This is a genomic window from Aquimarina litoralis (assembly GCF_019295435.1).
Lineage (GTDB): Bacteria > Bacteroidota > Bacteroidia > Flavobacteriales > Flavobacteriaceae > Aquimarina > Aquimarina litoralis_A.
Window position 1 is genome coordinate 1 of the sequence record NZ_WEKL01000054.1, and the last position, 18,677, is coordinate 18,677.

14 protein-coding genes are annotated in these 18,677 nt (G+C 33.3%); 1 reads left to right on the forward strand and 13 read right to left on the reverse strand.

What is annotated here, in order from left to right:
* The 13 genes from GBO31_RS20365 to GBO31_RS20425 form a co-directional block, all read right to left on the reverse strand.
* The coding region (locus tag GBO31_RS20365) for an RtcB family protein (protein ID WP_219010317.1) at positions 1–1,279 on the reverse strand (1,279 nt) is incomplete at its 3' end.
* 63 nt (positions 1,280–1,342) lie between these two features.
* Positions 1,343–2,014 carry a hypothetical protein gene (locus GBO31_RS20370; protein ID WP_219010318.1) on the reverse strand — a complete coding sequence of 224 codons (672 nt, stop codon included), beginning with the start codon at positions 2,012–2,014 and terminating at the stop codon, positions 1,343–1,345.
* 33 nt (positions 2,015–2,047) lie between these two features.
* Positions 2,048–2,497, reverse strand: coding sequence for a hypothetical protein (locus GBO31_RS20375; protein ID WP_219010319.1), 450 nt, complete (start codon positions 2,495–2,497; stop codon positions 2,048–2,050).
* Positions 2,498–2,777: 280 nt separating this feature from the next.
* Positions 2,778–5,234: a hypothetical protein gene (locus tag GBO31_RS20380; protein ID WP_219010320.1), complete on the reverse strand. Its 2,457-nt coding sequence runs from the start codon at positions 5,232–5,234 to the stop codon at positions 2,778–2,780.
* 141 nt (positions 5,235–5,375) lie between these two features.
* Positions 5,376–6,527: an AEC family transporter gene (locus GBO31_RS20385; RefSeq protein WP_219010321.1), complete on the reverse strand. Its 1,152-nt coding sequence runs from the start codon at positions 6,525–6,527 to the stop codon at positions 5,376–5,378.
* A gap of 4 nt (positions 6,528–6,531) precedes the next feature.
* Positions 6,532–7,725: a pyridoxal phosphate-dependent aminotransferase gene (locus GBO31_RS20390; protein WP_219010322.1), complete on the reverse strand. Its 1,194-nt coding sequence runs from the start codon at positions 7,723–7,725 to the stop codon at positions 6,532–6,534.
* 245 nt (positions 7,726–7,970) lie between these two features.
* Positions 7,971–8,591 (reverse strand): hypothetical protein, encoded by a 621-nt coding sequence (locus GBO31_RS20395; RefSeq protein WP_219010323.1) that lies wholly within the window; start codon positions 8,589–8,591, stop codon positions 7,971–7,973.
* A gap of 1,633 nt (positions 8,592–10,224) precedes the next feature.
* Positions 10,225–11,748 carry a TROVE domain-containing protein gene (locus GBO31_RS20400; RefSeq protein ID WP_219010324.1) on the reverse strand — a complete coding sequence of 508 codons (1,524 nt, stop codon included), beginning with the start codon at positions 11,746–11,748 and terminating at the stop codon, positions 10,225–10,227.
* 421 nt (positions 11,749–12,169) lie between these two features.
* A complete protein-coding gene (locus GBO31_RS20405) occupies positions 12,170–12,745 on the reverse strand; it encodes an RNA polymerase sigma factor (protein ID WP_219010325.1) in 576 nt (191 codons plus the stop codon).
* A 576-nt stretch (positions 12,746–13,321) separates the two neighbouring features.
* Positions 13,322–13,987, reverse strand: coding sequence for a response regulator (locus GBO31_RS20410; protein WP_219010326.1), 666 nt, complete (start codon positions 13,985–13,987; stop codon positions 13,322–13,324).
* A 484-nt stretch (positions 13,988–14,471) separates the two neighbouring features.
* Positions 14,472–16,454: a tetratricopeptide repeat-containing sensor histidine kinase gene (locus GBO31_RS20415; protein ID WP_219010327.1), complete on the reverse strand. Its 1,983-nt coding sequence runs from the start codon at positions 16,452–16,454 to the stop codon at positions 14,472–14,474.
* 102 nt (positions 16,455–16,556) lie between these two features.
* Positions 16,557–16,715, reverse strand: coding sequence for a hypothetical protein (locus GBO31_RS20420; protein WP_219010328.1), 159 nt, complete (start codon positions 16,713–16,715; stop codon positions 16,557–16,559).
* Positions 16,716–17,274: 559 nt separating this feature from the next.
* A complete protein-coding gene (locus GBO31_RS20425; protein WP_219010329.1) occupies positions 17,275–17,514 on the reverse strand; it encodes a hypothetical protein in 240 nt (79 codons plus the stop codon).
* 152 nt (positions 17,515–17,666) lie between these two features.
* Between GBO31_RS20425 and GBO31_RS20430 the strand changes: the two genes are divergently transcribed.
* The gene (locus GBO31_RS20430; RefSeq protein ID WP_219010330.1) at positions 17,667–18,677 is read left to right on the forward strand and encodes a helix-turn-helix transcriptional regulator; all 1,011 of its coding nucleotides are present in this window, start codon (positions 17,667–17,669) and stop codon (positions 18,675–18,677) included.

The following is an 18,677-nucleotide window of genomic DNA, read 5'->3' on the forward strand; positions in this document are numbered from 1 at the left end:
CCATCTGGTTTCTTACGGCTTTGGCATTTTTATAAGCACTCGGCAATTCAGAAATATCAATCTCATTGGAGAAAAAACGGACATCTAGTCCAGCTGTTTCGATTTCAAAGATTTCTTCTCTTGTTTGTCCTTCTTTACTTCTTTTATGCTGTGTTCTACTCAAATTTCTACCAGCACCATGTGGAGCAAATCCAAGATTTGTATCCGTTGTGGTTCCTTCTACAATCAATACAGGTTCTGCCATATTTAAAGGAATCAATCTTGGTCCTGTTATATCTGGCATAAACTTAGCATCTAGCGGCGTAGCACCTTTAGCATGGTAGAACAAATCTCCATCTTTAAAGACAAAGTTATGCTCGTTCCAGAATCTGTTTTCAGCTTCCATACCTAATGCGTTTAACGTAGCATCATGAATCACCTCATGATTAAGTTTTGTCCATTTTCTAATCGTTTGCAAAGCGGACCAATAGCTTTTCCCTTCTTCAGTGTCAAACGGAATCCATGCATTTTGCTTCAAAGTATCTGGAGAAATATCTCTTCTAAATTTATTCGCAACGTGCATCCCTTTTTTATACAATCGAGCACCCACACCTCTGGAACCGTGATGCGTAATCATCATCGTATTACCCGTTTTTGAAGAAGTACCAATAAATAAGAAATGATTTCCATCTCCTTGAGTTCCCAGATGTTCTCTCGCCATGCTGATGTCTTTATCTTCTTTCAAAAAGAAGTTGTTTTTAAACTCAGCTAGTAATTCATCTGTTAACTGGTATTGTTTTCCTCTCGGTCTTCCTCCAGGTCCAAAATGTGTGCTTGCATGCGCAGCATCTAATACTTTTTTAGGATCTGTTTTACCAAAATCCGTTAACATCACCGAACAACAAATATCAGCACTATGCATTCCTGGATGAATTGCATTTTTAGCAACCACCACACCACCAACCGGAATGGTTCCGCTAGGACCTGCTGGGCAAGCATCTGGCATCACCGCACCGTCAACAACAGTAGGCGTTTTCATTAATATTTTCATGGAATTTAGCACAGCAGTAACATTGTCTTCTTCTTGTTCATTCTCTGCTTTGATATTGATGTTAAAATCCACTGGATCTATATGTAATTCTTGTAATGGAGGTAGTTTGTATTGTTCTAAATAGGCAAACATCGCTTCATCTTCCAGCTGATTTGTATTGATATATTCGATGGCTTCTGGAAACCACTTTCCAGATCTAAAACCTAAATCGATTAATGTTTTTCCTGTAATGTTTACTTTTCTTTCCATTGTTTTTCTAATTAATGAAGCAAAGGTGAGATGATATTGCGCAATAGTTTTGCGTATTAAAAATTAATTTAATTTTTTAATTAAATCTTCCATATGTAGCTTGTAACCTTTTAAAAGTTTAAACAATTCTTTTCCAACAATAAACATATTATAAGAATAGTCAACTTTTTTTGCAATCGGTATTTCTGTAATTTCAGAAAGCCTTATTTTCAAAACAAAATTTTGATCATCTATAGTTTTATCACTGCTAAAATTGATATGTTCTTTTGAAAAATGTATAAAACCACTAGTATTCTCATATAACAATCTAAATCCTGGAAATAATTTGTCCAACTTATTAGATAGATAAAAGTCAGTCATCTTATTACCTTCAGCATCTTCGATGTTTTTTAAATATTCACCATTTATGATTCTATCATATAAAGAAGCACGATCCTTAACTAAACTTAGTGCATATAATCTAATACAATTATCGCATTGTAATCTTATTAAATTTGTTGCTGTTATCCAATTATTAGTTGATGTCAACGAAATAAATCCTCTGTTAAGCTCAATCGCACGATGTATTATTGAGAAAACATAATGACTAGAAGTACTTAAGACGTTTTTATTTGTTTCATTATTAAAAATCTTCAAACCTAAATCATTAAGTTCTTTACTTAATTTCACAATAGACTCATTAATTAAGTTTAAGTCTTGCTCATTTACATTTTTATTTATCTTTTCCTTATTCATAGTTTTACTTTCAAAGTTTCACAAAATTTATCTCTAATCTTTTCCTCTTTTTATCTCTAATTTCGGATTATGTTTTCTACACCAAATACTTTTTGTTTGAGGATGTGTCTTTTGTAAATCATCCACCAACAGGATGTTACATTGCATTTGGTTATGAGCTATTTTTCCTAATGATAATGGGATCGTATTTGGGAAGCTAGTTAAAGCAATTTTAGCTTCTGTTAAATTACAGTTTTTTAAACCTTTTCTTTTCATTTGATTGAATAGCTTTTTGGAAAAAAACTGGATCATGTTCTCAAACTCCTTATCAGCAGGTAAGATGGTTTTGTTGATAAGGTCAATTTCAACTTCATATTCATTTTTCTTCAACAATAAGCTATATAATTTTCCAATACCCCAATAACCTTCCACATCATTATTACGACTAATGAATGATTGTAAAACTCCATTAGCGATGTTTTTAAATTCTTTTCTTTTCACCATAATATGGTATTTTGTCTCTCTTCCCAGATTCGAACTGAGACTTTCGCCTTGGCGAACAGATTGGCTCTAAATGCGCTTCCCTATTTTACATCCTGTGTATTTCGGTGCTTCTGCAAAACCTATTCATTAGCGGGCACGCCACTAACAACATCATCCAATCACTCCACGGTTACGTAAAAGGTCTTTTTCCGCAGCACTTCCTTTTATGCTAAAGAGAGTTTTGATTTATAACAAGGCAAAGATGAAGTTGTATTACGCAGTGATTTTGCGTAATGAAATTTTATTGTGATTTTAAATAAAAACTACATAAAGTTTTCAATCGAAGGATCAATTCCTGATGTATAAATTCGCCTTTTTTATTTTGCTGCTGTAGATAATTTCTGAACCCTTCCTTTTGAATTTGTTCGTTGGCATCTATAAAATCATCACTATTCTTTAGTAATACTCGAATACAACTATGTAAATCATTTGTGACTAGCAATCCAACACGATCCGCAGATATTTCCATAATTCTAGAGGTTGCCAACAGTTCACTTTCTTTAGATGATGAGGTAAACTTATCTGTGATTTTTTCACCATATGAAACTGCTGTCTGTCCTTTTTCGACCACATTGGTTATTTTATCTACGCCTGTTAGTAGATTCGTGTATTTAGAAATATTAATAAATTTTCCAGCAATATTCCCTACAGAACTAAGAATTGGTAATGCAACTAATAAAACGCCTGCCAGATCCATACTTTTACTTTTTGCACCTCTCCATACATCTTTAGATGTAATACGTGTATGTTCAAAAAGAATATGTGTTAACTCTAATGCCAAGTTAAATTTTAATTCTTGTGGAGTAAAATAGTGGGCAGTATTAGCTTGCAGATGATCTTTTCCTAAAATAATAAAGCTAGGGGTTCCTTCTACACCAATAATACCTTTTGCATAGTCTCCGTTTCCGATATAACATTCTAAGGATGGAATCTGCAATTGTTTCATCAGATCTTTCAATATCGTGTGGGCTACAGGAAAGTTATTGGCGTCTAATTTCTCTGAAAACTGAATGACTTGCCCATAATCTGGAGGATTTACCTGCGCAATAAGGTTATTAAAAGAATCCATAAAACTCTGTGCATTCTTAAAACAATCAGGAACTACTTTCTTAAATAAAGTTTCTTTGTCATATATGGTACTTGGAGCATTTTGTTCCACGCTGTTTTCTGCTGTCATACATCCTTCTTCTATAAAAAGGGATAGGATGGTATTGGCTTTTTCAGTACAAATCCCAGCTGCAACCAACTGTGTTAATCGATCTAATACTAAAGGCTGTAATTGTGCTAGTGCTAATAACTCTTTCGCATTTGATACATTTTCTCTGGTTTTGATAAATGATAAATCATCTAATAACTGAATCCGAAGTGGGTTACAATCTTCGCCATCTAGAATATTTGTATTGGTATCGGAGATTAGTTCCAAAATACTGTCATCAGGAAGATGTTCTAATACAAATTCATAAAAAGGGATGGCTTTTTGGTATTGCTTGGTTTCCTTTAGGAAATTCAAATGTTTTATACGATACTCCAAAATTTCTTTAGGAGGTTTTTTCTGGTTAGCAATTCCAGCCAAGGCAGCATCATAAAAAACGGCTAAGTGTTTCAGTTTGTAATGCTCCTTATCGGCCACTAACAATTCTAAAAACAAGTATTGTTCTTTTGCTTCGATTTTCCATTCGGATAGAATTTGATACAACCATAAGCCAAAATCCTCTTGCTCATATAACTGCTCCATAAAATCTTCTGAAACTAAAAGACTTTTGGCGCATTGTTTTTTAGAAAACTGAAATAGAAGTTGTGATTTTACATTGCTTTTGGGTTGATCCGTCTGATTACCTACTGATTCATATAACTTTTTGATGTAGTTAAGATGCGTTTCTTTGGTATTATATTTTGAGAAAACAATATCTGCATACTTTTCGATCTGATCAGAATGATTAGAATCCTTATAGAGAGGATATAGCATTGCGAAAAGCATGTCATTAAATAATTCGGTATCAAAGGAAATACGTTCATTAGATATGGTGTCTTTTCCTGTTTTTTCTTTTAATTGCAGTGGTTGTGAAGAAATATCTTGTATACTGATTTCTTGTCCTCGGATTCCGATGATTAATTTTCTTTGAGATGTAATGGCAAAATGATAATTCATCTTTTCAGAAACCTCAAACAGTTCGCTTTTTAAATTTGTAATGCCCAAATAAGCGAGATATTTTTCATTCTCTTTTAGCTGTGCTAATACGTAATTTTTTTCTTCAGAAGATGTATCTGCAATAAATTCCATTTTATTGGTACGATGCGCCAAGAAAAAACCATCGTCTAGTGTAGTATTACAATAGTCACGCAACGTATCTACCAATTTATCTCTTTTTTGATAGAGATTGATATCGGTAATGGTTTGTTCATTGGTATCTGTATGTACTATGATTTGTTGTGCTTGAATACGTAATGAAGTGTGTTCTTTCCAGATCTCATAATAGTCGTACTGCTTTTTCTTGTTTTTAGAGCTTTCAGTAATATTAGTTTGGATGCTGATTCGATCCTTCTCGAAATTTATTAAAGTTTCTTTTCTATTTTTCTCAAAAAAGGAATCAATCAGTTCTTTCAGTTCTTGTGCATCCTGATCTTCATTACACCAGATTCGGTAAGGTTCTATAACTACTGGTTTTTCTTCTTTTTTTCCCTTAAAAAAATTACGCATTACAATCTATTTTCCTTATTTGTGTCTAAAATAGGAAGTTTTGTAAGTAAAGTAGTTATAAAGATTCGAATATTTTTTATGTGAATTATTCCCTTAGTTCTGTGTTTGGAATATTGATCTTTTTGATAGGGTTTAGAAGCGTTAGTTTTTAGAAGTTTGTCTTGTCATCCAGATGTTTTGTTTTGGACCAATGGTTGTGGTGCGTTTAGCAACATCTTTAATTTCCTGATAACGTATCCAGAAGGTGAGGATGACTCCAATTCCGATGCAGCCAATACCTAATAAAATAATACGATAAGGATCTCCTACAAGCGATGGATTTAGCATGATACCCATGATCATTACTGTTGATAAAGGAAATGATATAGCCAATACATTGATGGCTAATCCATTGCGAAATGTTTTTTTGCCGTCAAGCTCTTCTTTTTCCTTTTCACTAATACTGGCGATATGTGCATATGGCCAAAAACTACATGCGCTTAATGTAAAGGATACCAACCATAAGATTTCTTCTCGTATAGTAATTCCCATTACACCAACGATTCCAGCAGAAATTAATAAAACGATTCCAGCGCGTAGTATCAAAACAGATACTATCTTAATGAATTGATCTTTACGAATTTTTACAGATAATCCAATGAAAATCATCACAAGAGGAGTCATTAGCAAACTTAATTTCTGTAATACATCTTGAGCTATATTTGGTAAATTCTGAAAAGAAAAACCAAATGATAACAATCCGATAGCTACTAATATTAATACAGTTACCGGTTCAGAAAGTAAGGTAGTGATCAGAGATTTTAGTTTTCCACTTTGTTTTTCACCAGTGTTACTTGATATTTTCATAAACCAATGTACAGCTACACAATATAGAATGATGAGTACAAATATTTTGTTACCTAGATCTGCCATAGCTGCTTTGGCGAGATACGTTGGTCCTAATATTTCTGCAATAAAAGGAAAACATGATAATCCTGGAGCCAACGAAGGTAGTAGTAACCGTAACGTTCTATATTCTGGAGTATTTTTTTTGAAACCTACCATGGGTAATACAAAAGGGAAAATCCAAAATAGGAGACCATTTATTACTAAAGCTAGGAAGGGAAGCGTTAACAAACTTGGATCAACGTCTACTCCCATTAGTGCTATGAAGATAGTAGCAGGAAGCGCAAGGTTTAGAATTATTTTTTTCAATCCTTGCGTTTCTGCTTTGGATGTGAATTTACGTTTTAACAAAAATCCAATTAGTATAAAAACCCCAAATACAATGGTTTTCTGAATGGTGGTTTCCATATGATTATGCTAAGATTTGGGAGATTGTTTTTGTGAAAATTTTCATTTCTTCCATAGTGCCGATACTTACTCTACACCAATTTTGATCCCAAAATCGAAATGCTCTAGCAACTACTTTTTCAGCATATATTTTTTCCAAAAATTCATTCCCATCTAGTTGGATAGGAAACATTAAAAAATTTGTTTGAGAAGGCATGCATTCAATCCCCATATTTTTGAGGAAATTGGTCGTGTAGGTTCTTCCTTCTGCTATTTTTTGTTTGCAGGAATCTAGGAACTCAATATCATCCATACTTGCACTTGCTGCAGCAATGGTTGGTCCCGAAATACCCATTCCACCTCTGGTAATTTTCTGTATTTGCTCTAACAAAGGTTCTGACGCCATCATATATCCGATTCGTAATCCAGCCATTCCATGAATTTTAGAAAATGTTCTGGCAACCATAACATTTTTACCTTCAGCAACAAGCGATACCATACTGTTTTCATGACCCGCATCACTAAGTTCAATATAGGCTTCATCCACAAAAACAGGTATTCTTTCTGATACTCTTGAGCAGAAATCTTTTAGTTTTTTAGCATCAGTAATGGTAGCGGTTGGATTGTTGGGATTTGTGATGTATACTAGTTTTGTTTGCTCATCGATTGCCGCTTCCATTGCATCCAGATCATGCTGATAATCTTTAGTTAGTTTAATTGATTTCCAGTTTCCACCACATGCTTTTGCGACATGTACTAAAGACATATAGCTTGGATCTGCACTAACTACATTTCCGCCTTCTTCTTTAAATAATACTAAAGCAGTTTTTTCTAGAAGATCAGATGATCCTGGTCCCATCATAATTTGGCTGGGCTTTACCTGTTCTCTAGTAGCAATTTTTTCCACAAGCTGATATAAAGCTTTCCAAGAATAGTGATTTCCGTCAAAAACACGTTCTTGAAAAGCTTTTGCAGCTTTTTTCGAAGGCCCATAAGGGTTTTCGTTCCAAATTAAGCGCGCTTTTACCGTGCTTAAATCTGGGAGTTCTGGAGGCGTAAACTCATCAAAGACGGAATTTTGGTATAAAAACTTTTGGTTATGTCCTTGTGCTTTTATTACCGTTTCTGCCCAAATATCAGAAGGAACAAGAGCTAAAGACCCTAAAGTTAATATTCCTTTTTTTAACCATTCACGTCTGTTGATTTGTGTGTTTGTCATCACGCCTTTTTTATAAAGTTTCGGATTTCAAATTACTAATAACTATGGATAAAACAGGTTTTAAACAACTAAAAATCAGATCATTATTTTTAAGGTTTTATAAAAATTAACTTAAATTTTGATGGAGAAATGAATGGGGAATTAGTGCTTAAAAAATTAACCGTAAAAATGACTTTACTTCAAAAAAATGAAGCTTATTTTACGATATATTCAATTTGTCTAAAAGTCTAAATATTACTTTAATGCTATTGTCTTACATAGATTTTTAAGTCATCACTTTTTTTCATTGCATACGACAATGATTTATTACTAAAAGATTTTTCGGGTTTATAATTAGAAAGGGAAAGCACATTTGGTAACTTCATATCCCAAGATCCAGATTTTTTAGTATCACCAGGAACAATCATTACTACATGACCATATGTTTCTGCAGTATCAATGATTAAAGATAAACCTCCTCTGTTTGTATGTGCTAATGCCTGATCGATACTTTCTTGGTTAATAGTACCTAATTGCAACCAATTTTTAGAACGCTCGGCAATAGGTCGGATACTATCGTATATGACGTATCCAAGTTTTGGATCACTAAACTCAGTAAGATCAAAAGCTTTGGTAATTGTTTTAGTAATGCTATTTCTACAATCATTTCTTTTGGTAGCAGTTTTTTTGCAGATAATAAAGTTATCTACTTCCATTGCTAAGTCCAAGCTGGATAGGCTTGTTGTTGTATTTGCAGTATTACTTTCATTTTTTATTTCCTGATCAGGAGTGGAAGAATTTTTTTCGTCATCGTATTCTTTCTTTTCATTGTTTTTACAAGATAGGATACAAATAATAAATACGAATAGGGGTAAAGTCTTTTTCATGTTGATTTGGTTAGTGTTAGGTAAATAGGTTTTCCTATAAATTCCCTCAAAAGATAGTGCCTTTTGTCGAGTAAAACCAGCACTTAGAAGATAAAGATAACTTTTTTTATTTTTTTTTTAGGGTTTCTGGAGGTAAGCCTGTTTATGTTAGTAAAAGCTATAAAAAGATAATACCTCAATTCATAATCGACCAGTCAGTCGTCAGTGGATGTTTTTTTAATCGAGAAAACCAGGCTCAAACCTGGTTTTCTTTTTTATAATAATATTACAGAATGGCGACATCTTTGTAATCCATCTAAATCGATGGGATTCGAACCCATATAAACCTATCCAAAAAGCGAAGTAAGATTACATTACGGCACATTCTGATATTCTTTCATAAAAAAAGAGGTAACTAATTGAAAAGTGAAAATTGTTCAAACTATCTGGTGCGAAGTAACACTTTTCTACGACACTCTTTACTTTTTGATTTTTAATTTTAAAAACAAGGCAAAAAACGACAAAAGACAAATACGTGCTCTACCAATTGAGCTACTCTCCCTACTTAATGTTCTCTCGATAATCGAGAGTATATCCTCCTAGATTTACCTAGTAGTTTATTTGTGGAAGAGACGGGACTCGAACCCGCAACACCGGCATTAAAAGTGCGAAGTAACTTTTGTCTACGGCACTTGTTCTATTTTTTTATTTTTTAAAAAGAGGTAATGATCAAAAAACGACTATACGGCGTCCTACTATTAGACGACCTCTTGCGAGGGTAGGAGTTGCACCTACATTACCGGAACCTGAATCGAAGTAACGTTTTTCTACGACACTCTTTATAGTAATATGGTATTCTCTTTTTGATAAAGGTAAAAAGCGATTAGTGAATCTTGCTCACCAAAATTGAGCGCAATTCCCCCATGATATTTGTTGTGTTTATGGTTTTTTTGTGGAGGAATTCGGAATCGAACCTACGAAGTAACACTAGTCTACGACACTTTATTTTCTAGAGAATATATTTTAAAAAGTAAGGTAAAAAGCAAAAAGTCTGTTATGTATTGTGCTCTAACCTTTCTGAGCTACCTGCCTAAGCAGAATGGGACTCGAACCCATGACCCCAATAGTTCGACAACGAAGTAAAACTTTTTTACGACACTTACTTTACGTATTCTTTATTGTAGTAAGGTGAAAAACAATAAGAGACTGTTGCGCGCTCTATCCAACTGAGCTACCTGCCTAAGACAGAGTGGGACTCGAACCCACGACCACGGCGTTATCAATGCGAAGTAACTCTTATTTACGACACTTACTTTTAATATTTTTATGTTAAACAAGGCAAAAAGCAAAAAGAGAGATGCTCTTTGAAGAGCGCCGTTCTTATCCGCCGTAGGCGGACAGTGAACCGGTGATTCGAAATCTCAGAGAGACGTACACATATACATGCATTTCACCTTGCTGGTTTTTAACCCAGCTTCGCTCACACAATCGCTTGTGCTACGCTACCTTAGGACCGTTATAGTTACGAAGTAACTCTTTTTTACGGCACTTGTTTTTCAATTTTTTCTATGTTTCAATGAACTTATACCATTTCATATAAGAACTGGTATTATTTGAGAAGCTCACACCATCCATGGATGTGAGCTTACTTCTGTTATAAGGATTGCTCCTTAATATATTGGATTACTGAGTTTCCATTTTCTAAAGCATCTAGCACTTCAAAAACTTTATCACTCCACCCACCAATTAGGTATACATCATTTTTTTCTACTTGTAATGGAGCACTATTGTATCCCATTAAGTCGAAGATGTACAATTTAGCATTTGGAACTAATATTTTGTATGCTTTCCACTCAGTTTCAATATGTGTATCCGAATTGTAATGACCACTATTCCAAAGTTGACAATCCGTAAAGATCATCACCTTATCTACTTTGGTTCTGTTGTTATTCAAACTTTGAATTACTTTGTAACCATTTGTAGAATATCCAACTTCACCTTCAATTCTTTTTAGCTTCATCACATTGGATAATACATTACCCTTTGGTAATACATATTGTTTCCAACGATCTCCGAAAAGACCGGTAATCACATTTTTACACTTGTTTTGCAATAACATACCTAGTACCAATCCGATATCGTAAGCTTGTATCTTACTCTTTCTGGAAATAGGTTGCATCATCGATCCAGATACATCGCATGCTACTACCACTTTTGTATCTAGTTCAAATCCTTTCATATTGATTACACTAATTTGGATCGCTTTTTCCAAAGCATCTAAAATGTATGATGTGTAAGAGGATTTTACAACACTTAATTCTTGGTACGCTGCCATGAATCTAAATGGTAATTGCTTTGATCGTTTTACATTACTTTCATTGGTAAGTGTAGTCACAATCTTGGCGATATGTGCATGACTCACATCTGCTTCAAGGATATTCCTTAAATTACGCATTAGTGCCATGTATCCAAGTTTGTTGCTATCGATTAGTTCTTCCCACTTTGCAGTGAAAGCTTTTTGCTTTTCGATATCGTTTGTAAACTTTTGCTGACCTAAAGTTGATAATTCAACCTCCCAAGTGTAAGGAACTTCTAAACTATCACTGATCACCTTATCAAAGATGGATTGTTGTATATCATCCTTTGGTTTAGGGTGTGTTAAAAAGATAGCATCTTTAAAAGTTACCTCAGTTTTTCTATTATATTTTGCAAATTGGTATGCATCAAATTTATTTAAAGCCATCACGATACCTTTTTGAATTTGCTTAGAAAGCTTGTTCAATTTTTTGGTTCCAGCTCTTTGATTGGATACTTGGTAGTATGCCAAAAGCTCTGTGATTTCATCTGCTCTTTGGATCACTCCATTTACAGTTTTGCGCACCAAATTATCACCACTATGAATCTTAGATAACTCTACTGCTAATACAATAGGGATAGATCTTAGATACATTTTTTGTCTTGCATACACTGCTAGTTGTGCCACAAAGTAAGGATCGTTTTTTTGAACAAGTTCAATAATCCTTTTCAATCGATCATTCGTAGCTTCATAATTGGTTTTTTCTAAAGTGGAATTAACAACAGCTGTGTACAATTCCATTTCAGGAGATAATCTAAATGCTTTTGCACCTTGATAATTTCTCACCTCATTTTTTGATTTTGTAAATACATTAAATTTCATACGTTTAAATTTTAATAATTATTTCGTAAATAGTTAATTATAAAATTGAGAACGTATGTTACCACTTCGTTCTCTCATTAAGAATTTTAAACAAGTACTTTAAAAAGTAATTTTTAAATTTCTTAATGTTCGTTTCATCTTATTCACATTTTGTTATTAATTACAATGCAAATGTTTTATGTTACTACGCATTGTTTTTGCGTAGTAAAAAATAAAATGATTTTTTTTATTTTTTTTGGTAAAAAAGATGCGTTTTGAATGTAATTGGAACCTCAATTGAGGATTAAAATATTTATTTGATCAGATAAATTTTAACCGTTCAAAATTTCTCGAAACTAATTGCTAAAGCCAGATCACTCTGAGTGATCTGGCTTTGGTGTTATAGTTATCTATAATTGTTATTCTTGGTAAAAATTGAAGTTTACGCAGGAATTCTAAGTTCTTGAAACATGGGATCTTGTTCGATCATTGTCAACAACTCTTTTTTTACATCAAACTTCTTTTTTCTGGTATATCCTGGAGTGTATCCTGTGATTTTAGAAATTTCCTTTACCGATTTTCCTTCAAAATAAAGTAGCATTAAGCTTCTGTTACTTGTGCTTAGTTTTTGGAAATGTTTTCGGTATAAATGCTCACGCTCATCATTTTCGATCGAATTCATAAGAGAGTCTGTTGTTTCTCTTTTTATATCGATCATAGTTTCATCAAAAATGATTTGATGTTTTTTACGTAGTCGCGTTCTCCAGGTATTTTTGCAGATACCATAGAAATAAGTACTTAACGGCACATGAATTTCGAAAGTTCCAGATTTTATTTTTTGATAGAGTACAACCATTGCGTCTTGAAAGATATCTTCTACATCTTGTATGGTGCCACTATGTCGAAGAATATACCCTTGAATATAGTTAATGTTATCTCTGTAAAAAACATTTAGTATTTTTTGATCCCCATCTAAAATACCTTTGATAACCTTTTGATCTGTATTCCTTTTTCCCATTACTTTTTTGTTTAGACGCTTCGTTTTTTGATATGAATACTGTACAGTATGTATTTCCTTTTTTTGACAATACAAACTTAAATCTACTCGAGCTTAAGTCCTTACGGATTTCCGTAATCGCAGGGAATTTTTTGTTAAAAGTTGCATTTTAGCATGTAAGCGTAAGGAAAATCAGGATAATAGAAATGCTTGATAAGAATATTTTGTCTATTTTGATTTGATACAACTTCTTTTCGTTTTTTCATTGCCAACACTTCGACAAGCTCAGTGTGACAAAACAAAAAAGCCTAGGCTTACTAAAAACTTGTTTAAATTTTTTGTTCTATTCCTAAATTTTAGAAACTCGCTATGCTCAAACAGTCTAAAATTTCACGGAATCTTCACTTCAAATTTCACAACAATTTTTCGATATGCCGGTTGCCATTACTGATTTATATTTTAGTATCAGTACTTGAATTGATGGTCTTATTTTTTTGGTTGAAAAACATCTCCCTAAATCCCTCTTCGAAGAGGGACTTTTTTACAATAAAATTTAGATAGTAAAGATTAGTAGATGAGTTGATAAAATTATTGTTCCTATAGCAATCCCAGATCTTTTACAATCGCGACTAAATGTGTAGTGTTTTTAGCCTTAAAGTCATCAAAAAGTTTGCTTAACTTTTTATCAATCGTACTTTCGCTATTTGGTGTGATTTTTAGCTTTTTTAGTTTTTGTACGATCTCCTTTTTCGTAAGTCCTTGCGACAGTTCTTCTAATAACATGATATCGAAATCGTCTAGGTTGACGATGTTATCAGTACTGGCTTCGGTAACTTCTGGAGGCAAAACAGTATCTCCACGAAATACACCTTGTACACAGTTTACTAATTCTTTTACTGCGTGTTGCCCTTTGCATACATAGCCGTTGATATCTAGTTTTTGGAATAACATATTTATTTTATCTGGTCTGCTTTCTTGCGAGTATACGATTACCTTAATATTGGGCTGTATTTTTCGAATGTCTTGAACGAGTTCGATTCCAGAAGTTCTGATTTGTACTTTGTGATCTTCTTTAAATGATAGATCGGTAATCAGTAATTCAAAGGGTTCGTTATCCTGAAATGCCTTTCTAAATTTGAGATATGCATCGTCGCAATACTTAGATTCGTGAATATTTTGAATCCCTAATCCTTCTTCAATTACTTTTATAATACCTTGATTGGCGATTTCATAATCTTCTGCTACCAATACTTTCGTAAACATCGTATACGCTTTAATTCTATTTATGGATCAAAGATACTTGTTCCAAGAATAGGTTGATTACGCTTTTCCGTATTCTTTTGATTTTATTGAGAGAAAGGTCTTTTTATAGCCGTTTTTAATTTTATACTTACAGGATCTATGTTTTTTATTTTCTTTTTTTCATTGCCAAAAAAAGAAACAAAAAAGTCTAGGCTTACGAAAAATTGTTTAAATTTTTTGTTCTGTTCCTAAATTTTAGAAACTCGCTACGCTCAAACAGTCTAAAATTTTACGGAATCTTCACTTCAAATTTTACAACAATTTTTCGATAGGCCGTTTATTATTTGGTAGATGTGTTTTTATTATAGTATGCGAATTGACGGTTTTGTTTTTTTGGTTGAAAAACATCTCCCTAAATCCCTCTTCAAAGAGGGACTTTTAATCAAAACCTATTCTTGATTGTTCTGTTGAGCTTGTCGAAGTACTCAAATAGATGATGTTGATATTACACAGGAATTTTGATCTCAGCTTTGAAACCTTTGTCTTTTGCAGAATCAAACGTAATGTTTCCTTGGATGGCTTGAACACGTTTTTCAGTGTTGCGCAGTCCATTTTTAGATTTGATATCTTCTTGTTCGATACCCACACCATTATCAGAATATTTGATCAAGAGTTTTTTCTTTTCATTTTTGAAAACAATAGCTACCAAATCTGCTTGACTGTGCTTTTGCATATTGGTCATCAATTCTTGTAATACTCTATAGATGGTGATTTTTAGGTTTTTATCTACATCATTCCAACTAATCTTATCAATACCTCTCAAAATCAGTTTGCTATGATTTTCGGTATAGTTGGTGAGCATATCCGTAAGTTCTTCGGTATAGGTTTCATCGACTTCGAACTCACTATTTTCTCTGGAAATATCTCTAGCTTTATTATAGGCAGTATTTAGTTTTTTGGTGATCTGCGGATCGTGAGGATCGTTTTGATATTGCATCATTACCTGAAAAATATCATTCCCTAACTCATCGTGTAAGCGTTTAGAAATACGGGTTTCGGTTTCATAGGCTGCCTGAAACTCTACAATTTTATTTTGCTGTGCGAGATATCGGGTACGCTGACGCGAAAAGTAGATAATAAACGCAATAAAGGTAACGAGTAGGAGCATCCCAAGTAGGTAGATGGTATTTTGATTTTGTACTTCCTCGATTTCTTTATTTTTCTGTTCATTTTCTTTTTGAAGGTTATCACTTTCGAATCGAATACGGGCGAATTTATCTCTAAACAGATTATCTCGTTTCGTTAAACTATCACTTAGTTTGATATATTTCATGGCATACTGTCTGCCTTCTTCTGGAGGAGATACCTGAGCTAAAAGATCATAAGCTTGGAGGAGTTCTGTGTTGTCCTTAATACTAGTAGCCCATTGTATTGCTTTTTTAGCAAACTCTTTTGATAATTCCAGATTACCTTTAAATCTGTAATATTCCGCTAAATGGAAAGAATTGGTAGAGAGACCATCTACATCATTAATACTATCTCTTATTTGATATGCTTTATTCAATAAATAGAAAACACTGTCATTACCTTTATTACTAAGAAATTTTGTATACCCCAGATTATCAATATAACGAGCATATCTTTTAGGTTTAGTAGATAAGAACCGTTTGTAAGATAGTGCTTTGTCGAAATATTCAATAGCCTTATCATATTTTTTTTTCGATTTATAAACTGTTCCGATGTTATGATGAGATATAGCCCTATATAAGGTGTCTTTCGAAGTGTTATTAGCATATTTCATTGCCTTTAGATAGTAATTAATGGCATCATTATATCTTCCTGATGCCTTAGAAATAAGGCCTAAGTTGTTATAGGATAAAGGTATATAGGTTACATCCTTAGATAATTCAAATTTTTTAATAGCATTAATTGTTTGAGCTTCACTTTCACTGTAGTCTTGTACCTTTCTAGATAACTTAGCAAGATCTAATAATGTGCGCCCATGATCAAATGCATAACTGGAAGGATCAATATTGTTATTTTTATCAAGTTTATTGTAAATCTTGGATGCCTTGTAAAAATATTTGTAAGCACTGTCTAATTTTTTATTTCTATATGGAATAGCTTTATAGCCATATGATCGAGCCATTCCAATGGAATCTTTTAAAAAGACCGATAGTTTTAAAGCTCTTTCGTTTACATGTTTTAATTGTTCATAATTGTTAAGATAATAATATGATTTAGCTATTTCTAATAGCATATTTACCTTAATAGAAGAATCATCAATTTTATCAACATTATTTAAGGCATTTGATAAATTTAAAGCTCTTTCTCCTTTAGATAATTCTTTTTTATTAGAGTTTTCAATTAGATTATATATCAGTTGAGAACTAGTTTCCTCATTCTGTAATTTATTGTTACTGGTATTACAACTTATGAAAATAAATAAAAGACATATTCTTAAAATCTTTCGATTTAAAAGTTTCATACTTAAAATTAATTAAGTATCTAAATTAAAAATTATCTTTTAGAAGAGTAAAAAAAGGAGAACCTATTTAAAAAAGATTCTCCTGTTGGTAATTTTATTGTTTTATCTCGCACCTACTTCTTCTTCATCTTCTTCCTCAGGCGCAAGACTAGTAGTCTCTACTTCTTCGACTCCGATTTCATCCTGAATGGTTGGAGGCTCGCAAGAGACAAGGTTAACACCTAATAATATAGCTAATAGTAAAAATCTTAAAGTTTTCATGTTGTTAGTTGTATAATGATTGATATTCCAATTGTTTGGGGTACGCCCATAAGTGATAGCCCCAGCTAGTATGCGGATACATACATTTCACCTATGGGAAATGATCCTTTGGTTTGGGAAAGTGATCCTCGTGCTGTCGCATTACCCTACTTTCCCCTTTTGGGTAGTAGCGAGCTGCACTTGGATGGTACTTTGACAGACTTTGTGTGATGCTTTCGCATTAACACTTCGAAAGTCTAAGTATGATCATTGGTTTTGTAGCGTTGTGTAACGGCTCAATGTTACATTTTTAATGACCAATGCTTTTTATGCAATTGTTAGAAATTTGTTACTGGATATACTCGATATCTTGGTATTCTCATCTTAGGATAAGCAACTGATTACGTTTGTTTTGTGTTTCGTTAGCGAATCTTTGGGTGACAAAAATCTATTTGGCTTTTAGCACGTATCGATAGTTCGATAGGTCTCCGGTTGTTACCGGAAGTATGCTATTCCTTTTTAGATTTTCGACCTTTTGGATCGATTTTACACTTTTCGTGAATCAGTACTTATAAAAAGCTTATGAAATTCCAACTATATGCGAAGTATAGCTGTCTGTTATGAACACTTTGCGAAAGCTGATGCTCATTAGATCTAGTGCTTTTTCCAGTGTTTTGTTACTGTCTGCACTTGGCATTTTTTGTGGAGTAGTATTTACAACTGAAGCGTGTAATCCTATCCCAACGAAGCCAGTGAATGCATCGGCTAACAGATAATTTCTGATCTCCTGCTCCTTTTTTGATAATTGATTAAACTTCATTGTACTATATATTAATTGTTACTTGATTGAAACACTATTAATGTATTAGTTGTGCTTCTTGTTTCATTATTTATAGTACAAATATCTGGTGGCAGTACGCATTCTTTTTGCGTAGTAAAAAGATAATTCATATTTTTCTTAAAATTTTTAACATGGCGTCGAATAAAAATGCTCTGATTCGTTATAAAACCATTGATCAGTGTCTGCGTAATACCTTTAGAACCTGGACGTTGGATGATCTGATCGAAGCCTGTTCTGATGCTTTGTACGAATACGAAGGAAAAGATGTATACGTAAGTAAAAGAACCGTTCAGTTGGATATACAGATGATGCGTAGTGATAAATTGGGATATAATGCACCGATTGAAGTGTATCAGCGCAAATATTATCGATATGCAGAAGAGGACTATAGTATTATGAATATTCCGGTTACCGATCATGATATTAAGATTATGAATGAGTCCATACAGATATTACGACAGTTTAAAGATTTCTCACTTTTTAAAGAGATGAACGGTGTGTTAGAACGATTAGAAGATTCTGTATATGCTACGCAAAAGAATAACAAGCCAATTATTCATCTCGAAAAAAATGAGCAACTCAAAGGGTTACACCATATTGATATTTTATACCATGCTATTTTAGATAAGAAAGTCCTGAAAATAACCTATCGTTCTTTTAAAGCCAGACAACCTAGTGAGATTGAAATCCATCCGCAATTATTAAAAGAGTTTAATAATCGATGGTTCCTATTGGCAGTTGGTCATAATAGACGGTCACTAACGACCTTTGCTTTGGATCGAATTATCGGCATTGCTACCTCAGATAAAGACATAGCTTATGTAGACCATCATATTGATGGCGATCATTATTACAAAGATGTGATAGGCGTGACGGTCTCAGAAAATGTTCGACCAGAACGGATTAGTTTTCGTGTTGATCATCGCAATGCTCCATATGTGACGACAAAACCTTTTCATAGTTCTCAAAAAACAGTTCTAGAAGATGATCGTGGGGTAACCTTTAGCATCGAAGTACAAATGAATTTTGAGCTGGAACGATTAATTCTCGGTTTTGGTGATAGTATAGAGGTGTTGCAACCAGAAAAACTACGTAATAGGATTCAGGAAAAATTAAAAAGAGCAGTTAAAAAATATACTTAG